This is a genomic window from Arthrobacter sp. K5 (genome assembly GCF_040448525.1).
Classification (GTDB): Bacteria; Actinomycetota; Actinomycetes; order Actinomycetales; family Micrococcaceae; genus Arthrobacter; species Arthrobacter globiformis.
Window position 1 is genome coordinate 2,269,955 of record NZ_CP159279.1, and the last position, 18,582, is coordinate 2,288,536.

General features: G+C 67.0%; 18 protein-coding genes and 1 pseudogene. 11 read left to right on the forward strand and 8 right to left on the reverse strand.

The features are described 5' to 3' along the window. Positions 1–79 precede the first annotated feature (79 nt). The gene (locus ABRP34_RS10225) at positions 80–835 is read right to left on the reverse strand and encodes an IclR family transcriptional regulator (protein ID WP_003806337.1); all 756 of its coding nucleotides are present in this window, start codon (positions 833–835) and stop codon (positions 80–82) included. Positions 836–1,047: 212 nt separating this feature from the next. Here ABRP34_RS10225 and ABRP34_RS10230 point away from each other — a divergent pair, with 212 nt between their 5' ends. The 6 genes and pseudogenes from ABRP34_RS10230 to ABRP34_RS10255 form a co-directional block, all read left to right on the forward strand. Then, the gene (locus ABRP34_RS10230) at positions 1,048–2,523 is read left to right on the forward strand and encodes an NAD-dependent malic enzyme (RefSeq protein WP_353713134.1); all 1,476 of its coding nucleotides are present in this window, start codon (positions 1,048–1,050) and stop codon (positions 2,521–2,523) included. Positions 2,524–2,546: 23 nt separating this feature from the next. Next, entirely contained in the window at positions 2,547–4,145 is a 1,599-nt protein-coding gene (gene aceB / locus ABRP34_RS10235; protein WP_353713135.1) for a malate synthase A, read from the forward strand. A 3-nt stretch (positions 4,146–4,148) separates the two neighbouring features. Beyond that, positions 4,149–5,423 (forward strand): aldolase, encoded by a 1,275-nt coding sequence (locus ABRP34_RS10240; RefSeq protein ID WP_353713136.1) that lies wholly within the window; start codon positions 4,149–4,151, stop codon positions 5,421–5,423. A gap of 10 nt (positions 5,424–5,433) precedes the next feature. After that, positions 5,434–6,246 carry a bifunctional allantoicase/(S)-ureidoglycine aminohydrolase gene (locus ABRP34_RS10245; RefSeq protein WP_353713137.1) on the forward strand — a complete coding sequence of 271 codons (813 nt, stop codon included), beginning with the start codon at positions 5,434–5,436 and terminating at the stop codon, positions 6,244–6,246. 139 nt (positions 6,247–6,385) lie between these two features. Beyond that, the gene (locus ABRP34_RS10250; RefSeq protein WP_003806342.1) at positions 6,386–6,742 is read left to right on the forward strand and encodes a VOC family protein; all 357 of its coding nucleotides are present in this window, start codon (positions 6,386–6,388) and stop codon (positions 6,740–6,742) included. A 53-nt stretch (positions 6,743–6,795) separates the two neighbouring features. Continuing rightward, positions 6,796–6,962: pseudogene (locus ABRP34_RS10255) on the forward strand (SDR family oxidoreductase); the annotation flags it as partial. A 104-nt stretch (positions 6,963–7,066) separates the two neighbouring features. Here the strand turns inward: ABRP34_RS10255 and ABRP34_RS10260 are convergent. Next, entirely contained in the window at positions 7,067–8,242 is a 1,176-nt protein-coding gene (locus ABRP34_RS10260; protein ID WP_353713138.1) for a zinc-dependent alcohol dehydrogenase, read from the reverse strand. Between the two features lie 195 nt (positions 8,243–8,437). Between ABRP34_RS10260 and ABRP34_RS10265 the strand changes: the two genes are divergently transcribed. Then, positions 8,438–8,710 carry a hypothetical protein gene (locus ABRP34_RS10265; protein ID WP_353713139.1) on the forward strand — a complete coding sequence of 91 codons (273 nt, stop codon included), beginning with the start codon at positions 8,438–8,440 and terminating at the stop codon, positions 8,708–8,710. A gap of 13 nt (positions 8,711–8,723) precedes the next feature. Here ABRP34_RS10265 and ABRP34_RS10270 read toward each other — a convergent pair whose 3' ends face one another. The 3 genes from ABRP34_RS10270 to ABRP34_RS10280 form a co-directional block, all read right to left on the reverse strand. After that, positions 8,724–9,437 (reverse strand): HAD family hydrolase, encoded by a 714-nt coding sequence (locus ABRP34_RS10270; protein ID WP_353713140.1) that lies wholly within the window; start codon positions 9,435–9,437, stop codon positions 8,724–8,726. A 4-nt stretch (positions 9,438–9,441) separates the two neighbouring features. After that, entirely contained in the window at positions 9,442–9,777 is a 336-nt protein-coding gene (locus tag ABRP34_RS10275) for a hypothetical protein (protein WP_353713141.1), read from the reverse strand. A gap of 119 nt (positions 9,778–9,896) precedes the next feature. Beyond that, complete coding sequence (locus ABRP34_RS10280) at positions 9,897–11,702, reverse strand: glycoside hydrolase family 15 protein (RefSeq protein ID WP_043420206.1); 1,806 nt, start codon at positions 11,700–11,702, stop codon at positions 9,897–9,899. 134 nt (positions 11,703–11,836) lie between these two features. Here ABRP34_RS10280 and ABRP34_RS10285 point away from each other — a divergent pair, with 134 nt between their 5' ends. From ABRP34_RS10285 to ABRP34_RS10295, 3 genes are read left to right on the forward strand one after another with little or no spacing between them, the layout of a single operon-like run. After that, positions 11,837–12,571: a GAF and ANTAR domain-containing protein gene (locus ABRP34_RS10285; protein WP_353713142.1), complete on the forward strand. Its 735-nt coding sequence runs from the start codon at positions 11,837–11,839 to the stop codon at positions 12,569–12,571. Between the two features lie 10 nt (positions 12,572–12,581). Then, a complete protein-coding gene (locus ABRP34_RS10290) occupies positions 12,582–13,319 on the forward strand; it encodes a DUF72 domain-containing protein (RefSeq protein WP_353713143.1) in 738 nt (245 codons plus the stop codon). A gap of 52 nt (positions 13,320–13,371) precedes the next feature. Further along, on the forward strand, positions 13,372–14,445 hold the full coding sequence (locus tag ABRP34_RS10295) for a phosphatase domain-containing protein (protein WP_353713144.1): 1,074 nt from the start codon (positions 13,372–13,374) through the stop codon (positions 14,443–14,445). A gap of 50 nt (positions 14,446–14,495) precedes the next feature. On the opposite strand, the gene ABRP34_RS10300 is transcribed toward ABRP34_RS10295, so the two are convergent. Next, a complete protein-coding gene (locus ABRP34_RS10300) occupies positions 14,496–16,049 on the reverse strand; it encodes a family 1 glycosylhydrolase (protein ID WP_353713145.1) in 1,554 nt (517 codons plus the stop codon). A gap of 66 nt (positions 16,050–16,115) precedes the next feature. Then, complete coding sequence (locus ABRP34_RS10305; protein ID WP_353713146.1) at positions 16,116–16,508, reverse strand: VOC family protein; 393 nt, start codon at positions 16,506–16,508, stop codon at positions 16,116–16,118. Between the two features lie 129 nt (positions 16,509–16,637). On the opposite strand from ABRP34_RS10305, the gene ABRP34_RS10310 reads away from it, so the two are divergent. Then, positions 16,638–18,146, forward strand: a complete 1,509-nt coding sequence (locus ABRP34_RS10310; RefSeq protein WP_353713147.1) for an ATP-binding protein — start codon at positions 16,638–16,640, stop codon at positions 18,144–18,146. A 25-nt stretch (positions 18,147–18,171) separates the two neighbouring features. Here the strand turns inward: ABRP34_RS10310 and ABRP34_RS10315 are convergent, their stop codons facing one another. Continuing rightward, positions 18,172–18,561, reverse strand: coding sequence for a hypothetical protein (locus ABRP34_RS10315; protein ID WP_353713148.1), 390 nt, complete (start codon positions 18,559–18,561; stop codon positions 18,172–18,174). Positions 18,562–18,582: the final 21 nt, after the last annotated feature.

Sequence of the window (18,582 nt, forward strand, 5' to 3'; positions counted from 1 at the left end):
TAGGCAGCTAATGCCCCCAAATCCGAGATTTGGGGGCATTAGCTGCCAGCTCGCGCTGTGAAAGTACGACGGCGGGAGGTCAGTTTTGGTTGAGTTCGTCCGAGATGGCCTGGGCTGCTTCGCGCAGGAGCGGCACGGCGCGGTCAGCGAAGGCCTGGTCCACGCGGGAAACCGGCCCGGAGACGGAGATGGCGGTGGGCGTGGGGGCGTTGGGCACGGCCATGGCAAAGCAGCGCACGCCGAGCTCCTGTTCCTCCTCGTCGATCGAGTAGCCGCGTTCGCGGATCCGGTTCAGATCCGCAATCAGCGAATCGAAGTCGCCGATGCTCTTGGCCGTGGGCGTGGGCATGCCGGTACGGGTCACGATGCCGCGCACCACGTCATCGTCCAGCTGCGCCAGAATAGCCTTGCCCACCCCGGTGTCGTGGGTGTGGGCGCGGCGGCCCACCTCGGTGAACATGCGCATCGAGTGCAGCGACGGCACCTGCGCCACGTAAATCACCATGTCCGAGTCCAGCACGGCCATGTTGGACGTCTCCCCCAGCCGGTCCACGAGGGACTTCAGCTGCGGCCGCGCCAGGGCACCGAGCTGCTTGTTGGCGCCTTCGCCGAGCCGGATGAGCCGCGGCCCGAGGGCGTAGCGGCGGTTGGGCAGCTGCCGGATGTACCCGAGTGCCACGAGCGTGCGCAGCAGCCGGTGGATCGTCGGCAGGGGCAGGTCCGTGGAAGAGGAGAGCTCGCTGAGCGTCACGTCACCGCCGGCGTCGGTGATCAGTTCCAAAAGTTCAAAGACGCGCTCAACGGACTGCACGCCTCCGGTGGCCTTCTCAGCCATGTAGCACTCTCCTGTTGCCTCGAATACGACAACTCTTATCCGCATCGTGAAAAAAGTTGCTTAGACAGCCAAAGATACAGCACGGGCCGGGGCCGCGTCGATGGAAGCATCAAGGGCTTGTGTTTCCATAAAGTAGATAATAATATCCATAATACGAAAACATTCAGCTGAAGAGCCCATCCCAGCGATGGGCCCGACCAGGAGGACATTCAATGGCGAACCCCAGCCCCGGAAACTCAATCACCCTGCGCGTGGAGGCCCCCTCGAGCTTCTCCGCCACCAGCGAGCTCGCGGCCGCCGTCGGTGCAGCCGGAGCAGCGATCACCGCGCTGGACGTCACCGAGTCCCACCACGAGACCCTGGTTGTCGACGTCACCTGCAACACCACCGACCAGGACCACGCGGACCGGGTCAAGGATGCGCTCAACGCGCTCGACGGCGTCACCGTCCGCAACGTCTCGGACCGCACCTTCCTGATGCACCTCGGCGGAAAGCTGGAAGTCGTCCCGAAGGTGGCGCTCCGCAACCGCGACGACCTCTCCCGCGCCTACACCCCCGGCGTCGCCCGCGTCTGCCTGGCCATCGCCGAAAACCCCGACGCCGCACGCAACCTGACGGTCAAGCGGAACACGATCGCCGTGGTCACCGACGGTTCTGCCGTCCTGGGTCTCGGCAACATCGGCCCCGCAGCGGCGCTTCCCGTCATGGAAGGCAAGGCTGCGCTGTTCAAGCAGTTCGCCAACGTTGATGCGTGGCCGGTGTGCCTGGACACCCAGGACACCGAGGAAATCATCAAAATCGTCAAGGCCCTCGCCCCGGTCTACGGCGGCGTGAACCTCGAGGACATCGCCGCACCGCGCTGCTTCGAGATCGAGAACCGGCTCCGCGAGGAACTGGACATCCCGGTCTTCCACGATGACCAGCACGGCACCGCGATCGTCACTCTGGCCGCCCTGGTCAACGCCCTCCGCGTCGTGGGCAAGAAGCTCGCGGACGTCCGCATCGTGGTCTCCGGCGTCGGCGCCGCAGGCTCCGCGATCATCCAGCTCCTCAAGGCCCAGGGCGCGCAGCACATTATCGCCGCCGGCCGCTCCGGCGCCATCCACTCGGGTGAGAAGTACGACGACGAACACCGCACCTGGATTGCCGCCAACACCAACGACGAGGGCTTCTCCGGCACGCTGCACGAGGCCCTCAAGGGTGCCGACGTCTTCATCGGCGTCAGCGCGCCGCACGTCATCGGCGAGGAACAGGTCGCCTCGATGGCCAAGGACGCCATCGTCTTCGCCATGGCCAACCCGACGCCGGAAATCGACCCGACAGTGGCGTCGAAGCACGCGGCTGTCGTCGCCACCGGCCGCAGCGACTTCCCGAACCAGATCAACAACGTCCTGGCCTTCCCGGGATTCTTCCGCGGACTGCTGGACGCCGGGGCATCGGACATCACGCCGGAAATGCTGGTGGCCGCCGCCGAGGCGATCGCCAACCGGGTTGCTGACGATGAACTGAATGCGAGCTACATTATCCCCAGCGTGTTCGATCCCCACGTGGCCGCCGACGTTGCCACCGCGGTAGCGAACGCAGCACATGCAGCCGCCGGTGTTCGGACCGCACCGGCAGCGACCGGAAATGAAGCAGCACCCGCAACTGAGGCTGCGCCTGCGGACGCAGCCCTCGCCAACGCCTGAATCAGCCCTGGAAAGGACCCACAATGGCTATCACAGTCACAGACCCCCGGCCGATCGAGCGTGCGGAGGAAATTCTCACCCCGAAGGCCCTGGCGTTCGTGGAGGAGCTCCACAAGCGCTTCGCCGGCCGGCGCGGCGAGCTGCTCGCGGCCCGCAAGGCCAAGCGTGAGCAGGTGGCCCAGACCGGCAGTCTGGATTTCCTGCCGGAGACGAAAAACGTGCGCGACGGCGACTGGAAGGTTGCTCCCGCACCGGCGGCACTGCTGGACCGCCGGGTTGAGATGACCGGGCCGGCTTCGCCGGCCAAGATGGCCATCAACGCCCTGAACTCCGGCGCCAAGGTGTGGCTCGCAGACCTTGAGGACGCCAGCACACCCACGTGGGGCAACGTCATCGACGCCATCCTCAACCTCCGCGACGCCGCCACCGGAACGCTGAGCTACACCTCTCCCGAGGGCAAGGAATACCGGCTCCGCACCGACGCCCCGCTGGCCGTCGTCGTGGCCCGCCCCCGCGGCTGGCACATGGAGGAGCGGCACCTGCTGCTCAACGGCGAACCCGCCGTCGGCGCGCTGGTGGACTTTGGCCTGCACTTCTTCCACATCGCCAAGCAGCTGGTGCTCAACGGCCACGGCCCGTACTACTACCTGCCGAAGATGGAGAGCCACCTCGAGGCACGGCTGTGGAACGACGTGTTCGTCTTCGCCCAGGACTTCCTCGGCCTTGGCCAGGGCACCATCCGCGCCACCGTCCTGATCGAGACCATCCCGGCCGCGTTCGAGATGGACGAGATCCTCTACGAGCTGCGGGACCACGCCTCGGGCCTGAACGCCGGCCGCTGGGACTACCTGTTCAGCATCATCAAGTACTTCCGCGACGCCGGTGCCAGCTTCGTGCTGCCGGACCGAGCCACCGTGGCCATGACGGCACCGTTCATGCGCGCCTACACGGAACTGCTGGTGAAGACCTGCCACCACCGTGGCGCGTTCGCGATGGGCGGCATGGCCGCGGTCATCCCCAACCGGCGCGAACCCGAGGTCACCGCCCAGGCCTTCGAGAAGGTCCGCGCGGACAAGACCCGCGAGGCTAACGACGGCTTCGACGGCTCGTGGGTGGCCCACCCGGACCTCGTGCCCGTGTGCCAGGAGGTCTTCGATTCGGTGCTCGGCGACCGGCCCAACCAGCTGGACAAGCAGCGCCCGGAGGTCTCGGTCACGGCCGGCCAGCTGCTGGACATCGCCTCCGCGGAAGGCCAGGTCACGGAAGCCGGCCTGCGCCTGAACCTCTACGTTGCGGTGGCCTACACCGCCGTCTGGATCTCCGGCAACGGCGCGGTGGCCATCCACAACCTGATGGAGGATGCCGCCACCGCGGAAATCTCCCGTTCGCAGGTCTGGCAGCAGATCCGCAACGAGGTGGTCCTCGCGGACACCGGCAACAAGGTCACCCGCGAACTGGTCACCCGGATCCTGGCCGAGGAAACTGAAAAGCTGCGCGGCGAGGTGGGCGAGGAAGCGTTCGCCCGCTACTACCAGCCCGCCAGCGCCCTGATCGGCGACATCTGCCTCTCCGAGGACTACACGGACTTCCTGACCACCCCCGCCTACGAACTGGTGGGCTGAGGCATGGCGGTACCCGAAACATCGCTCACCCCGGCGGACCTGGCCCGGATCGACGGGCAGCTGGCGGACACTGACCGGCTGCTGGAGCGGAACTACCCGGGTGACGACGGCTCCCGCCAGCCCGTCCACACCGTCTACGTCCCCGCGGACCGGTTCACGCCGTCGCTCGCCGCCGACTGGGGAACCCAGGCGCTGGCGACGGCGGCCGCCCACGGCGGGCTGGCCCGGATCGGCTCGCTGCTGGGCCAGGACGCCGACCTCGCCGAGGCTGTGGCGTCACGCGTCCAGGCGAAGCTGGAGACTGAACCGGTCGAGGACCTCCGGCTCGACTTCGAGGACGGGTTCGGGGACCGGGGCGACGACGCCGAGGACGCCGCCGCGGTTGCCGCGGCATCCGCCGTGGCAACCGCAGTTTCGGCCGGTTCCGCGCCGCCGTTCATCGGGATCCGGTTCAAGTGCTTCGAGGCCGCCACCCGGGCCCGCGGGCTGCGCACCCTGGACCTGTTTGTCTCCGGCCTGGCCGCGGCGGGCGAGCTCCCCGAGGGCCTGGTTCTGACCCTGCCCAAGGTCACCACCGTGGCGCAGGTGCAGGCGATGGACTACGCGGTCTCCCGCCTTGAGGAGATCCACTCGCTCCCGGCCGGCCGGCTCCGGTTCGAGGTGCAGGTGGAGACGCCGCAGCTCATTCTCGGCCCGGAGGGGACGTCCCCGGTGGCACAGCTGCCGCACGCCGTCCCGGGCCGGATCAGCGGCCTGCACTACGGCACATACGACTACTCGGCCTCCCTGCAGATCTCCGCGGAGTACCAGTCGATGGAGCACCCGGTGGCGGACTTCGCCAAGGAGGTCATGCAGCTGGCGGTGGCAGGCACCGGCATCCGGCTGTCCGACGGATCCACCAACATCATCCCGGTGGGCGACAACGTGGAAAACGCCTGGCAGCTGCACGGCCGCCTGGTGCGGCGTTCCCTGGAGCGCGGCTACTACCAGGGCTGGGACCTGCATCCGGCCCAGCTGCCCAGCCGTTTCGCGGCGACGTACGCGTTCTACCGCCAGGGTCTGCCGGCCGCCGCGGCCCGGCTCCGCAACTATGTTGAACGCACCGAAGGCGGGGTCATGGACGAGCCCGCCACCGCCCGCGCGCTCGCGGCGTTCGTGCTGCGCGGCGTCCAGTGCGGCGCCGTGGGCGCCGACGACGTCCAGGCGCTGGCCGGCGTCGGACTCCCCCAACTCACCGGCCTGGCCCACCCGCGGCTGGCCCACACCACTTCGAAGTAAGGATCCACAGATGGGCAAGTACTACTACCCCCAGGGCGGCCTGCCGCCGCAGACCCACCTCACCACGGAGCGGGCCATCGTCACCGAAGCCTACACGGTCATCCCCAAGGGCGTCATGACCGACATCGTGACCAGCACCCTGCCGGGTTTCTCCAACACCCGCTCCTGGATCCTGGCCCGCCCGATCGCCGGGTTTGCCACCACATTTTCGCAGCTGATCGTGGAGATCGGCCCGGGCGGCGGCGCCCCCAAGGCCGAGTTTGAACCCGGCGTCGAAGGCGTCGTCTTTGTCACCAAGGGCAAGGTCAACCTGACCCTCGACGGCGAACTTCACCAGCTGGAGGAAGGCGGCTACGCTTACCTGGCCGCCGGTGCCACCTGGGGCCTGGAGAACGTCTCGGATGACATTGTCTCCTTCCAATGGATCCGCAAGGCGTACGAGCGGCTCGAGGGTTACGAGGCAAAGTCCTTCGTCACCAGTGATGCCGAGGTGGAACCCACCGCGATGCCGGATACCAACGGCGCCTGGAAGACCACCCGCTTCACGGATTCCGGCGACCTGGCCCACGACATGCAGGTCAACATCGTGACGTTCCAGCCGGGCGGGGTCATCCCGTTCCCGGAGACGCATGTCATGGAGCACGGCCTGTACGTCCTGGAGGGCAAGGCCATGTACCTGCTCAACAACGACTGGGTTGAGGTGGAGGCCGGCGACTTCATGTGGCTGCGCGCCTTCTGCCCGCAGGCCTGCTACGCCGGCGGCCCGGGCGAGTTCCGTTACCTGCTGTACAAGGACATGAACCGCCAGATCCGCCTGACGTAGAGCCCCCTCCTCCCCGAATCGCCGAGATCGCCGGAAGCCTGCCAGTTCGCCGCTAGGCTTCCGGCGATTTCGCACGTTTCCGGCGTCTCCGGTTTTCCCAGCCCTTGCGTCGCAACTGGCCGCGCGGAAGCATGGGGGCATGCTGACGATCGGAACGACTGTCCTCGGTGTCAACGACGTCGCCCGCGCCACCGCTTTCTGGTGTGACGCCCTCGGCTACGTCCCGCGGGAAGACGGCGACGAAACGTGGGTGGTGCTCGTCCCGCAAAAAGGCGACGGCGCCCGCCTCGCCCTCATGCTCAGCGAGACCGCTGTCCAGCCCCACCCGCGCCTCCACCTTGATCTCTACGCCGATGACCAGGCCGCCGAGGTGGAACGCCTCGTCGGGCTCGGCGCAGCCAGGGTGGACTGGGACTCCTATCCGGATGACCCGGACTTCATCGTGCTCGAAGACCCGGACGGAAACCGCTTCTGCGTTGTGGATGCCGCGGCCTGACACTGAAAGGACGCACCATGTGATTCTCGCCCGATTTCTCGCCCCGCGCCGCCATTGTCACCGGCAGCGATTCCGGCATCGGCCGCGCCACTGCGGTGGCCCTGGCCCAGGCACGGGCGGCGGCACCAAGTTCCTCGAACTGAACTATGAGACCTGGGCGAAAACACTGGACACCAACCTTAACGGCGCCTTCCTCTGCATCCAGGCGGCAGCCCGGCGGAGCCCTTAACGGAAAGCGGCTGACGGGTTAGTCGCCCGCCAGCCACCGTCCCGGACCTCGCTGCTAAAGCCCGGCGTCTCTACACTTCACCGTCCACCTACCCGTCAGGGTTTAAGGACCACCTTGATGCAGCCGTCCGCTTTCTTCTGGAACTTGTCATAAAGCTCGGGCGCCTCGGCCAGCCCGGCAGTATGGGTGACAAGATCCATCACACCCAGCGGATCGGCGTCGTCCTCCACCAGCGGAAGCAGCTCGTCCGTCCACCGGCGGACGTTGCATTGGCCCATGCGCAACTGGATCTGCTTGTCGAACATGGTGAGCAGGGGCATGGGGCTGGCCATGCCGCCGTAGACACCGCTCAGGGAAACCGTGCCCCCGCGCCGGACCGAGTCGATGGCCGTGTGGAGCACGGCCAGCCTGTCCACGCCGGCGGTTTCCATGGCCTTCTGTGCCACCTTGTCCGGAAGGAGGCCGAGTGCCTGGTGGGCGAATCCCGCCACCGGTGATCCGTGCGCTTCCATCCCGACGGCGTCGACTACGGCGTCCGGGCCCCGGCCTTCGGTCATCTCCCGCAGTTCGTCCGCGATGCCCTTGGCATAGTCCAGGACCTCGACGCCGTGGCGCGCCGCCATCCCGCGGCGCTCCGGGACGGGATCAACACCGATCACCCGCTGGCCGAGGTACGCGCCTACCCGGGAGGCGAACTGTCCCACCGGCCCCAGCCCGAAGACGGCCAGCGTTCCGCCGGCTGGAGCGTCGGCGTATTTCACGGCCTGCCACGCAGTGGGAAGAATGTCCGAAAGGAACAGATACCGCTCGTCCGGCAGCTCCTGCCCCACCTTCACCGGGCCGTAGTCCGCGAACGGCACCCGCAGGAACTCCGCCTGCCCGCCGGGAATGGAGCCGTAGAGCTCCGAATAGCCGTAGAGCGCGGCCCCGGAGTTCTTCGCGCGGACCTGGCTGGTTTCGCACTGCGACTGGAGGCCCTGTGAACACATGTAGCAGTGGCCGCAGGAAATGTTGAAGGGAATGACCACGCGGTCGCCCTTGGCCAGGTTGGTGACGGCGCTTCCCACCTCTTCCACGATGCCCATGGGTTCGTGGCCCAGTACGTCGTCCTTGTGCATGTAGGGGCCAAGCACCTCGTACAGGTGGAGGTCCGAACCGCAGATCGCAGAGGACGTGATCCTCACGATCGCATCCATGGGCTCCTGGATGACGGGGTCCGGTACTTCCTTCACGGTCACCGAGCGTTTGCCTTGCCAAGTCAGTGCCTTCAATGGAGCGCCTTCCTGTAGCTGCACGTCGCGTCCTTTCGACCGTAACGCGCCCGGGCCCGGATGTGAAGATCAGCATGCTTATCAATTTTTCGTGATCCAGGATTGGAAAGTAAGCATCCTTGCTGTTCTCTTGTTTCGGCCGGGGAACGCTCTTAGCGTAGGAACTGTTCTTGCCCCCTAGGAAAGGCGCCCATAATGTCGCTGTACCAGCCCGAACCAGTGGAAATTTCCACGCGCATGCGCCCAGGCGAATGGACGGAGTCCAGCCTCGAGGAACTGGTGACCACCTACCGCGCAAAGATCCTCGCCATGGGGGCGGCGGTTTCGGAAGTGCTCACCGAGGTGGTCAGGAACGACGACGGCTCCGTGTCGGTTTCGGTGTCGTGGAACAAAGGGGCGTACGCGGACGAACCCGAGGGCGGCGGGTTCACGAACACCGAATCCAAGGTGGACACGGCCGGCGCCTGACGCCGCCGGACACCTAGCCTGCGAGCAGCTTTCCGATCGCACTGCGGCCCAGGTTGTCCAGCAGCTCCCGCGGACCCGCGTAGACCTCGGCGGCCCCCACGTCGCGCAATTCCGCCTCGCTGGTGCCGCCGCAGGTCAGGGCGATGGTGGGCATGCCGAGCCTGCTGGCCGCCATGACGTCCCACACCGCATCCCCCACGTAAACCGCGCCGGAGGCCTGAACCCCAACAGCCTCCAGCGCCGCCACCAGGATGTCCGGCTCAGGCTTGCTGTTTTCCGCATCATTGGAGCTCGTGGCGGCATCAATGAAGTCATCCGCCGACAACGCCGACCGCAACGCGTTGAGATCCTGCTCCCTCGCGGACGAGGCCAGGGCCACCGCCAGGCCGCCCTGGCTGCACTCGGCCAGCAGGTCCCGGGCCCCGTCAAAGGCGCGGAGCGATGGCCAGAACGTGCCGAAAACCCCTGAATGGGCGGACAGGATGGCCTCATCCACTTCCCTGTTCCGGGAGTCCGGCAGCAAATTGTCCACCAGACGCGCCCCGCCCATCCCCACACAGCGGTGGATCCGGGCCATAGGCACGTCGAAACCGGACTGGCGGAACGCCTGCCACCAGGCGAGAGTGTGGATGTAGGCGGAGTCGATCAGCGTTCCGTCAACATCGAACAGGACAGCCTTCTCCCGGCGGCGCCCTGCCGGCGACGGACCTCCCGACTCCCTATCCACCGGCTTATCCACCGACACCCGCGCCAACCTCGGCCAGGTGCGGCGCAGGCACCCGCTGCCGGACGCTCTTCGGGGAGCCATAGCCGGCGCCAACTGTGGACTTCACTGCCTGACGCGCGGGCTTGGCGTGGCGCTTTTGCGCGGGCCGCTTGACTGCGTCCTTGGAGCAGTCACGTATCAGGCCGGTGCCGGCGATCTCCCTGGCCTGGGCAACTCCGGCAACCGCCGCGCGCTTCGTCGGGAAGGTAACGGACACCGCCATCAGCGCCCCCGTCCCGTCCAGCAGCCGGATCCTGTAACCGCCGTCGGGGGCGTCCACCAACTCGAAATATCCAGCCAATTTGCCTTCCTCCTTCTTCACCCTTCGCCAAGGTGTTTAGTAAGTATACTTACTTACAAACCGAAGGTGAGAGGTGCCACCCAAATTCGGCTTCGAACAAGGCTGTCGGCGCCAAGCCCTCAGCCGGTGCCAGCCTTTGACGGGAGCGGCTTGTCGCTCCGGCGGGGCCGGTGTTGACTGAGTTCCAGTGCACTGGTCACCAGCGCGAAATGGCTGAACGCCTGCGGGGTGTTCCCGAGGTGCCGCCTACTCTGGACGCCCCATTCCTCGCTCAGCAGTCCGACGTCGTTGCGCAGCGACAGCAGCCGTTCGAACAGTTCCGTGGCCTCCCTGTGCCGGCCTGCCCCCAGCAGCGCCTCCACGAGCCAGAAGGAACAAGCAAGGAACACCCCCTCACCGCCTGGCAGTCCGTCGTCGCTCACCTGGGGCCGGTACCGGAGCACGAACCCGTCCTCCGTCAGTTCGCGCTGGATGGCCTCGATAGTGCCGATCACCCGGGGGTCGTCGGGCGGGAGGAATCCCACGCGGGGAATGAGGAGCAGACTGGCATCGAGTTCCGGCCGGCCATAGCTCTGGGTGAAGGTGTTCCGCTCGGCGTCGAAGCCCTTAGCCATGACCTCGGCCTGGATGGTGTCACGCAGCGCCTCCCAGCGGTCCGCCGGACCGGGAAGCCTTGAATCCCGCACCCCCTTGACCATCCGGTCCGCTGCTACCCATGCCATCACCTTGGAATGGGTGAAATGGCGCCGCGGGCCGCGCATCTCCCACAGCCCGTTGTCCGGCTGGTCCCAGGCCCCTTCGAGGTATTCCATCAGCGCCACCTGGACGTCCCAGGCTTCGTCCGTGTGCTTCAGCAGCGAGTTGCGGGTCAGGGCAAGGCAGTCCAGGACCTCACCCCACACGTCCAGCTGCAGCTGGCCGGCGGCCGCGTTGCCCACCCTGACCGGCGTCGAGTTCTCGTAGCCGGCCAGCCAGGGCAGCTCCATTTCGGGCAGCCTGCGTTCCCCGTGGATCCCGTACATGATCTGCAGGTCGGCCGGGTCCCCCGCCACGGCCCGAAGCAGCCAGTCGCGCCACGCCGCCGCCTCGGAGGTATAGCCGGCGGCCAGCAGCGCCTGGAGGGTCAAGGTGGCATCTCGGAGCCAGCAGAAGCGGTAGTCCCAGTTCCGAGGCCCGCCCAGCTGCTCCGGCAGCGACGTGGTCACGGCTGCAACGATGCCTCCGGTGGGCGCATAGGTCAGGGCCTTGAGCGTGATCAGCGAGCGTTGCACGGCATCCTTGTACGGCCCGGTTACCTTGCACTTATCCGTCCACTCCCGCCAGAACCGTTCGGTGGAGTCCAGGACTTCCTCGGCGTCCACGGACCGGGGCCGCCGGACATGGCTGGGCGCCCAGGTCAGCACGAACGGCACCCGTTCGCCGGCTTTCACGATGAAGTCGCTGACGGTGTGCATGCGTTCGCCGCGCAGCGGGGCGGTGGTCACCAGGTAGGCAGAATCGGGTCCCGCGATGGCGTGGAGGCCGTGGCTGTCCCGGCGCACCCAGGGCATGATGTGGCCGTAGTCGAAGCGCAGGGCCAGCTCGCTTCTCATCCGGACGTGTCCGTGCAGCCCAACCACGATCCGCACGATGTCCGCCACCTCGTCGCGGGGAGGCATGAAGTCGATGACCCGGACGGCGCCGTCATCAGTTTCCCACTCGGTTTCCAGGATGAGGGTGTGCCGCCGGTAGCGGCGCCGTGTGCAGCCGCCGCCACCTGCCGGGGCGAGGAGCCAGCGGCCGGCTTCGGGGGTGTCCAGGAGTGCATTGAAGCATGCCGGCGAATCGAACCGGGGCAGGCACAGCCAGTCAATCGACCCTTCAGTGCTGACCAGGGCCGCCGTGTGCAGGTCGCCGACCACCGCATAATCCTCGATGCCTACCATGCCCTTACAGTGCCACAGCAGGCCCCGCGGCACGAGGGGGTACCGGGTGTAGCCTGAAGTGAGGCGGAGCGGCCGCCGGAGTCTTGCCCGGTCACCCGGCCCAGCCCGTTTGCAGGGCGGAAGTGGAGCCTTGAGTGGATAGTCGCCTGAGCGAAGCCGACGTGGTGGGGCGCGTCCAGGACATGTTGCTGGACACCCAGGATGTCCAGGATTTCCTCGAAGAGCTGGCACGGTTCTCGGCCGAGAGCATGTCGGGACCGCACGGCCAGATCTATTCCGGCATTACCCTCCTGCGGCACCGTTCGGCCGCCACCGTGGCCAGCAGCGGTGAGCACGCCCAGGCACTGGACGAAATCCAGTACCAGTTTGGCGACGGCCCCTGCCTTCGCTCCTGCCGCGAGGGTGTCCTGGTCCACGTTCCGGACTTCGAGCTCGACACCGAATTCCCGGATTACAACGACACCGTCCTGAAAAAAGGCATCCGTTCGGTTCTGGCGGTCCCCTTCGAACTGCCGGGCGCCGATGCACGGGCCGGACTCAACCTGTACTCCGAGAAGCCGAACGTCTTTGACGCGGCCGCCGTGGAGAGCGCGATCAGCTATGTCCGGCAGGCCTCCAAGGGTCTCCGGCTCGCGGTCATGCTCGCCCAACGCAACGACCACGCCGCCAACCTCAGGCGGGCGATGGAGTCACGGACCATCATCGACACCGCTGTCGGGATCATCATTGCGCAGAACCGCTGCAGCCAGGAGGACGCCATCAACCTGATCAAGTCGGCGTCCAGTACGCGCAACCTGAAGCTGCGCGACGTCGCTGCGGCCATCGTTGACTCTGCCGGCGGCGGCCCACTGACAACGCACTTCGAGTGACGCCCGACAGGTGAACATCCACATCGGCACGTCGGGCTGGAGCTACGACCACTGGGAAAATGTGCTGTACCCGCCGGGGCTCCCCACCCGGGAGCGGCTGCAATACTACGTGGCAAGATTCAGCACGGTGGAGCTCAATGCCAGCTTCTACCGCTGGCCGCGGGACACCACGTTCGCCGGCTGGCGGACCCGGCTTCCGGCCGGTTTTTCGCTGTCCGTCAAAGCCCCCCGCGGGCTCACCCACGGCAAGAAGCTGTACGGCCCGGAAGTCTGGATCGAACGCATCTCGCGGTGCTGGCACGAGCTCGGCGACAAGCGCGCGGTGCTGCTGGTGCAGCTGCCTCCCGGCATGGCCAGGGATGACGCCCGGCTGGACTACTTCCTCGGCGCCATGCCCGAGTGGATCCGGGTGGCCGTGGAGTTCCGGCATCCCAGCTGGGAGCATCCGGACGTGTACGGACTGCTGAAACGGCACCAGGCTGCGTACACCGTCATGAGCGGCGCCAATCTACCCTGCAACCTCCAGGCGACCGCACCGTTCGTCTACGTCAGGCTGCACGGGCCCGACCACCAGCACCTGTACGGCGGTTCCTACTCGGATGAGGAACTGGGCTGGTGGGCGGACAGGATCCGGGAGTGGCGCAGCTCCGGAAAGGAAGTCTTCGCCTATTTCAACAACGACGGCGGCGGCAACGCCGTGCGCAATGCGGCCACCCTGCGCGGCATGTTGGGAGACGGCGGCGAGTAACAGAGCGCGGGCGGGCAGCCCATGGACGGCTGCCCTGTGGCAGAGTGAAGGGATGGACATGGCGTCGCAGGAATCACCGTTGTCAGGGACGAGTTTGTCAGGGACGCGCGTCTTCCGCCTGGCCCACTGGCTATCCGACTCGATCAATACGGCGCGCCTGAAACTGGCGCGCCGCTGGAAGTTTGAGCCCAAGACGATCGCCTACCAGGGCTACGGCTCCACCGAGTGGGTCCGTGTCCTGGGCAGGGTGGTGCTGGCCAGCAAGCCCGTGCCCGGCAGCCGCGCTGACCATGCCGCGCGGAACGGCACCGAGAATGTACGTGGCTGGCGCGCCTTCACCAGCGTTCCCATCCCCCGTTCCGAGGTGGAGATCGAGGTGGGCGGAACGGTCACGAAGGTCAAGGCCGACCGGGGCGGGCTGGTGGACATCGACATACCGGTGTCCCTCGCACCGGGCTGGCACACCGCCATACTCCGCTCCCGGGATGCCGAACCGGCGGAGGCAAGCATTCTTGTCATTGCCCCGGACACGAAATTTGGCATCGTCTCCGATATTGACGACACCGTCATGGTGACGGCCTTGCCCCGGCCGTTCCTGGCACTCTGGAACACCTTTGTGCTGAGCGAGCGGGCCAGGATGGCCACCCCGGGGATGGCGGTGCTGCTGGACCGGCTCACCGTTGAGCATCCCGACGCGCCGGTCATCTATCTCTCGACGGGCCCCTGGAACGCTGCGCCCACCCTCGCGCGGTTCCTGACCCGGAACATGTACCCGGCCGGCCCGCTGCTCCTGACGGACTGGGGGCTGACGCAGGACCGCTGGTTCCGCAGCGGCCAGGAGCACAAGCGCCGCAACCTTGAGCGGCTGGCGGCCGAGTTCCCGCATATGCGCTGGCTCCTGATTGGCGACAACGGCCAGCACGACGAGCAGATCTACTCGCAGTTCACGCAGCACAACGCGGACAAGGTGGCGGCCATCGCCATCCGGCAGCTGTCCGTGAGCGAAGCCGTCTTCGCCGGCGGCCATTCCGAGGACGGCGACCACAGCGCCTCGACGGTGCCGTGGATCTACTCCCCCGACGGGGCCGGCATAGCCCGCCAGCTCCGGGAGCTCGAACTCCTCTAGGTGCCCGTGTTGCGCCAGGTGCCCGGACGGCTCTAGGTGACCGTGTTGCGCTAGGTGACCGGACCGCCGTCGGACATTCCGCCGTCGGAGATCCCTGCGTCTGTCAGCGCGCCGTCCGTCCCTGCTGCCGCAGCCGCGACGGCGGCATCCGCGGACGCTGCCAGCTTCCGTTCCTCCTGGAGTTCCTGGAACCAGTAGAACGAGGCCTTGGGCGTGCGCACCTGCGTCTCGAAATCCACGTGCACCAGGCCGAACGGCTGTTTGTAGCCGCCTGACCATTCGAAGTTGTCCATGAATGACCAGACGTAATAGCCGCGCAGGTCGATCGCCTCTGCCTCACCGCCGGGGGCCGTGGCACGGAGGGCGGTGCCGAGGTGGTCGGAGAGGTAGCGGAGCCGCCGCTCGTCGGGGATGAAGGTCCGGTTGGCGGACTTGTCGCGGACCTTGACGTCAACAAAGCTCGCCCCGCCCTCGGTGATGATCACCGGCGGAAGTTTCGGGTACCGTTCGGCCATCTCCTTGAGCGCCACGGCCATGTATTCCGGTTTCACGGGCCACCCGTAGGCAGTGGTTTCGGTGTCCGGCCACGGCTCGATGTGCAGCGGGGCACCGGGCGTGGCGTCCCTGAGGTCATCCCCCATCGCCTCGGCCATGGCCGCCGGAACGGGGCTGTCGCCGCCGCCGGCCGCCACCCGGGTGGGCATGTAGTAGTTCAGGCCGTAGAAGTCCAGCGGCTGGGAGATGACGGCCATGTCCTCGTCAGGATGCTCGAAGGACGAGAAGAGCTTCGCCGCCCGGATGAGGTCCGGATACTTTCCGGTGAGCACCGGGTCCGCGTAAAGCCGGTTCTGTGCCACATCCATGGCTCCCGCACTGATCCAATCGAGGGGGTTGCCGGAGTTGGGCACAACGGGCGAGTACACGTTGGTCATGCCGATTTCGCCGGGCACCTTCGCTGCCCGCAGAGCCTGCAGCGCCAGGCCGTGGCCCAGCAGCTGGTGGTGCACGGTGGGCAGGCCATTTGCGAAGTCGGCCTTCCCCGGGGAGTGCAGCCCCAGGGCATAGCCGTTGGTGGTCACGGTGGCGGGCTCGTTGATGGTCACCCAACGCGCCACCCGGTCCCCGTACGCCGCCGCAGCAATGGCGGCGAAATCGCCCAGCCGGTAGGCCGTGTCCCGGTTGAGCCAGCCGCCGTCCTCGTCGAGGGCCAGCGGCGTGTCCCAGTGGTAGAGGGTGACCATCGGTGAAATTTCGTTGGCCAGCAGCTCGTCCAGCAGCCGGTCATAGAAGTCGAGCCCGGCCCGGTTGACCGCTCCGCGGCCGTCCGGCTGGATCCGCGGCCACGCCAGTGAGAACCGGTAGGAATCGACCCCCAGCTCCTTCATGAGGGCCACGTCCTGCGGCATGCGGTGGTAGTGGTCGCACGCCACGGCCGGGCTGTGGCCGTCCACGATCGTTCCCGGTTTTGCTGCGAAGACGTCCCAGCCGGCGGGACCACGGCCGTCCTCGTCCAGGGCCCCTTCAATCTGGAACGCTGCTGTAGCCACCCCAAGGGTGAATCCGGTCGGAACCATAGCGGCCAATTCTTTGGCGGAAGTATGCATCGCTGGACCTCTGTGACGTTGTGGACGGCCGGTAGGCCAAAACTTCAGATTTCCGGAGTCTACCGCTCAGGGCGCCGCACTGCCCGGGTTGATCACGGAAATCACGTTGCCGGCCGGATCCTTGAACCAGGCGATGTCCGGTCCCATCCCCCGGGCTATTCCTTTTTCGTCCGTGGGCAGGTTGGGATCGTCATAGATCTTGGTCTGGACGCCCGCCGCGTTGAGCTCATCAACGGCTGCCTCGACGTCGTCGACCACAAGGTTCAGGACGGTGAAGGTGGCCGGCTCATGGGTGTCCTTGGGGTAAACAAATATCCGGTGCCCCTCGGGCATGGACAGCTCCAGCGTGCCCATCGCGCCGTCGGACACGGCCAGGCCCAGCGTCTGCGCGTAAAACTCCCTGGCGCGCGCCACGTAGTCGACGCTGAAGCTGGAAAATGAACCCTTGGGCGCAAACATGGCCTTCTCCTTCGATGGCTCCAGTGCTTCGGCAGCTCAGGAGGACTGCGGTACCTCCGAACTGCGGTACCTCCCAGAATGGCACAGGCCCCGGGCCGCTGACGACAGGCCGCTGGTAGGGTCTGCGACATGGATGAAAAATTGGGGAAGTTCATCGACGATTTCGCGCAGCTGGTTCAGATCGCCCAGTCCGGGCAGCACCGCGTACAGGCCGGCACCCAGCTGCTGACAACAATCACCGAGCATCTGGCGGTGCCGGCCGAATCACTCGCGGTGGTGGTGGAGGAGGTGCCGGCCCACCGGTTCGTGGACGCGGACATCCGGATGGCCGAACTCGCCGCCGAGGACGGGCAATTCCGGCTGGTGGGGATCGGCGGCGGCGACCAGCGCCACCACCAGTCCCTGAGCGACATGCTGCAACAGTCGCAGTTCTTTCCACAGTTTCCGTTGTCCCAGCCCGATTACATCAACCTTGCTGTGGGACCGGATGAACAGCGGCAAGCCGTGGCACTGGGGCTGTGGCTGTTCCGGCACGCGGGCAGCCCTGTTGCCGTCCTGCAGCGGGACGCGGCGCCGCGGTACGGGCGGCAGACGGCGTGCCTTGAGGTCCTGGCCGCTGATGCGAAAAACGCGGCAGACTTCCTGGCCGAGTTCCGCAGGCGCATGCAGCGCGGCAGCATCCTGAAGGGCCAGGTCATTTCGCTGGTCATGGGCGAGTACGGGCCCAGCAGCGGTGGCGTGACGTTCCACGCCCGGCCGGAGCTCACCGCCTCCGACGTCATCCTTCCCGAGGGGCTGCTCCAAAAAGTGGCCGATCACGCCCTGGGCATCGCCGCGCACCGGGAGTCGCTGAACGCGTACGGCCAGCACCTCAAGAGGGGCATCCTGCTGCACGGCCGGCCGGGTACGGGCAAGACCCACACGGTGCGGTACCTGCTGAGCCAGAGCGACGGCATCACCGCGGTCCTGCTGTCCGGAGGGTCACTGGCCAGGATTTCCGAGGCGGCCGCCATGGCCCGGGCCCTGCAGCCTTCCATCGTTGTGCTCGAGGACTGCGACCTGATCGCTGAGGACCGGAGCTTCGGGCACGGGCCGCAGCCGCTGCTGTTCGAGGTTCTGGATGCCATGGACGGCTTGGACCACGACGCCGACGTCGCCTTCGTCCTCACCACAAACCGCGTGGACATGCTCGAGCGGGCCCTCGCCCAGCGCCCCGGCCGCGTTGACCTGGCCGTGGACGTTCCGCTGCCGGCCCTGGACGAGCGCATCGGACTGGTGACGCTGTATGCGCGCGGCATCCCGTTCAGCCCGGACGCCGTCCGCGATGCGGCGGCCCGCACCGAAGGCACCACAGCCTCGTTTGCTCGCGAGCTGGTCCGCCGCGCCGTCGTGCGTGCCGCACTGGACGGCACTCCCGTCTCGGACAGCCACCTGCTCGAGGCGGTGGACGAACTGATGGCCGACGGCGAGACCCTCACCAGGAGCCTGCTGGGCAGCGGCCCCGCCGGCGGCGGGGACGGGCAGGGAGGCTTCGGCGGTCCCGGCTTCCCAGGCCCCGGCTTCGGGGGTCCGGGGATACCCGGGCCGGGTGTCCCCGGGCCGGGCTTTGGCAGCGTGGGCTTCTCCGGGCCGGGCTAGTCCGGCGGGCTAATCAACCAGCGGGCTAATCAACCAGCGGCGGTGGCCCGAAGAGGAATTCGTTGGCGTGGGACACGGCCTTGCGGAAGGCATCGTTCCGCAAGGCGACCAGGTTCGCGGAGCTGCCGGCGTCGGGCTCCAGGAACTGGGTCAGGCCCGGGCGAAGCACCCAAATGTCCCCGGCAGGCGGCAGGTAGAACACCCCGAACGTACGGTGCCGGTGGTCGTCGTCGGACCAGATGGGCACCACGGCCAGCGCGGCACCGGTCGTGGGATTGATCCACTGTGCGCGGGGCAGGGGCTCCTCATGGGCCTCGGGGTCCAGGAACGGCGCTGTGCCCTTGCCCCAGCGCTGCTCAAAGCGCTCATGGAAGGCCGGAATCAGGTGCGAGTCGTAGCGGCGCCAGTCGCTCATGGCTGTGGTTCTCCTATGACG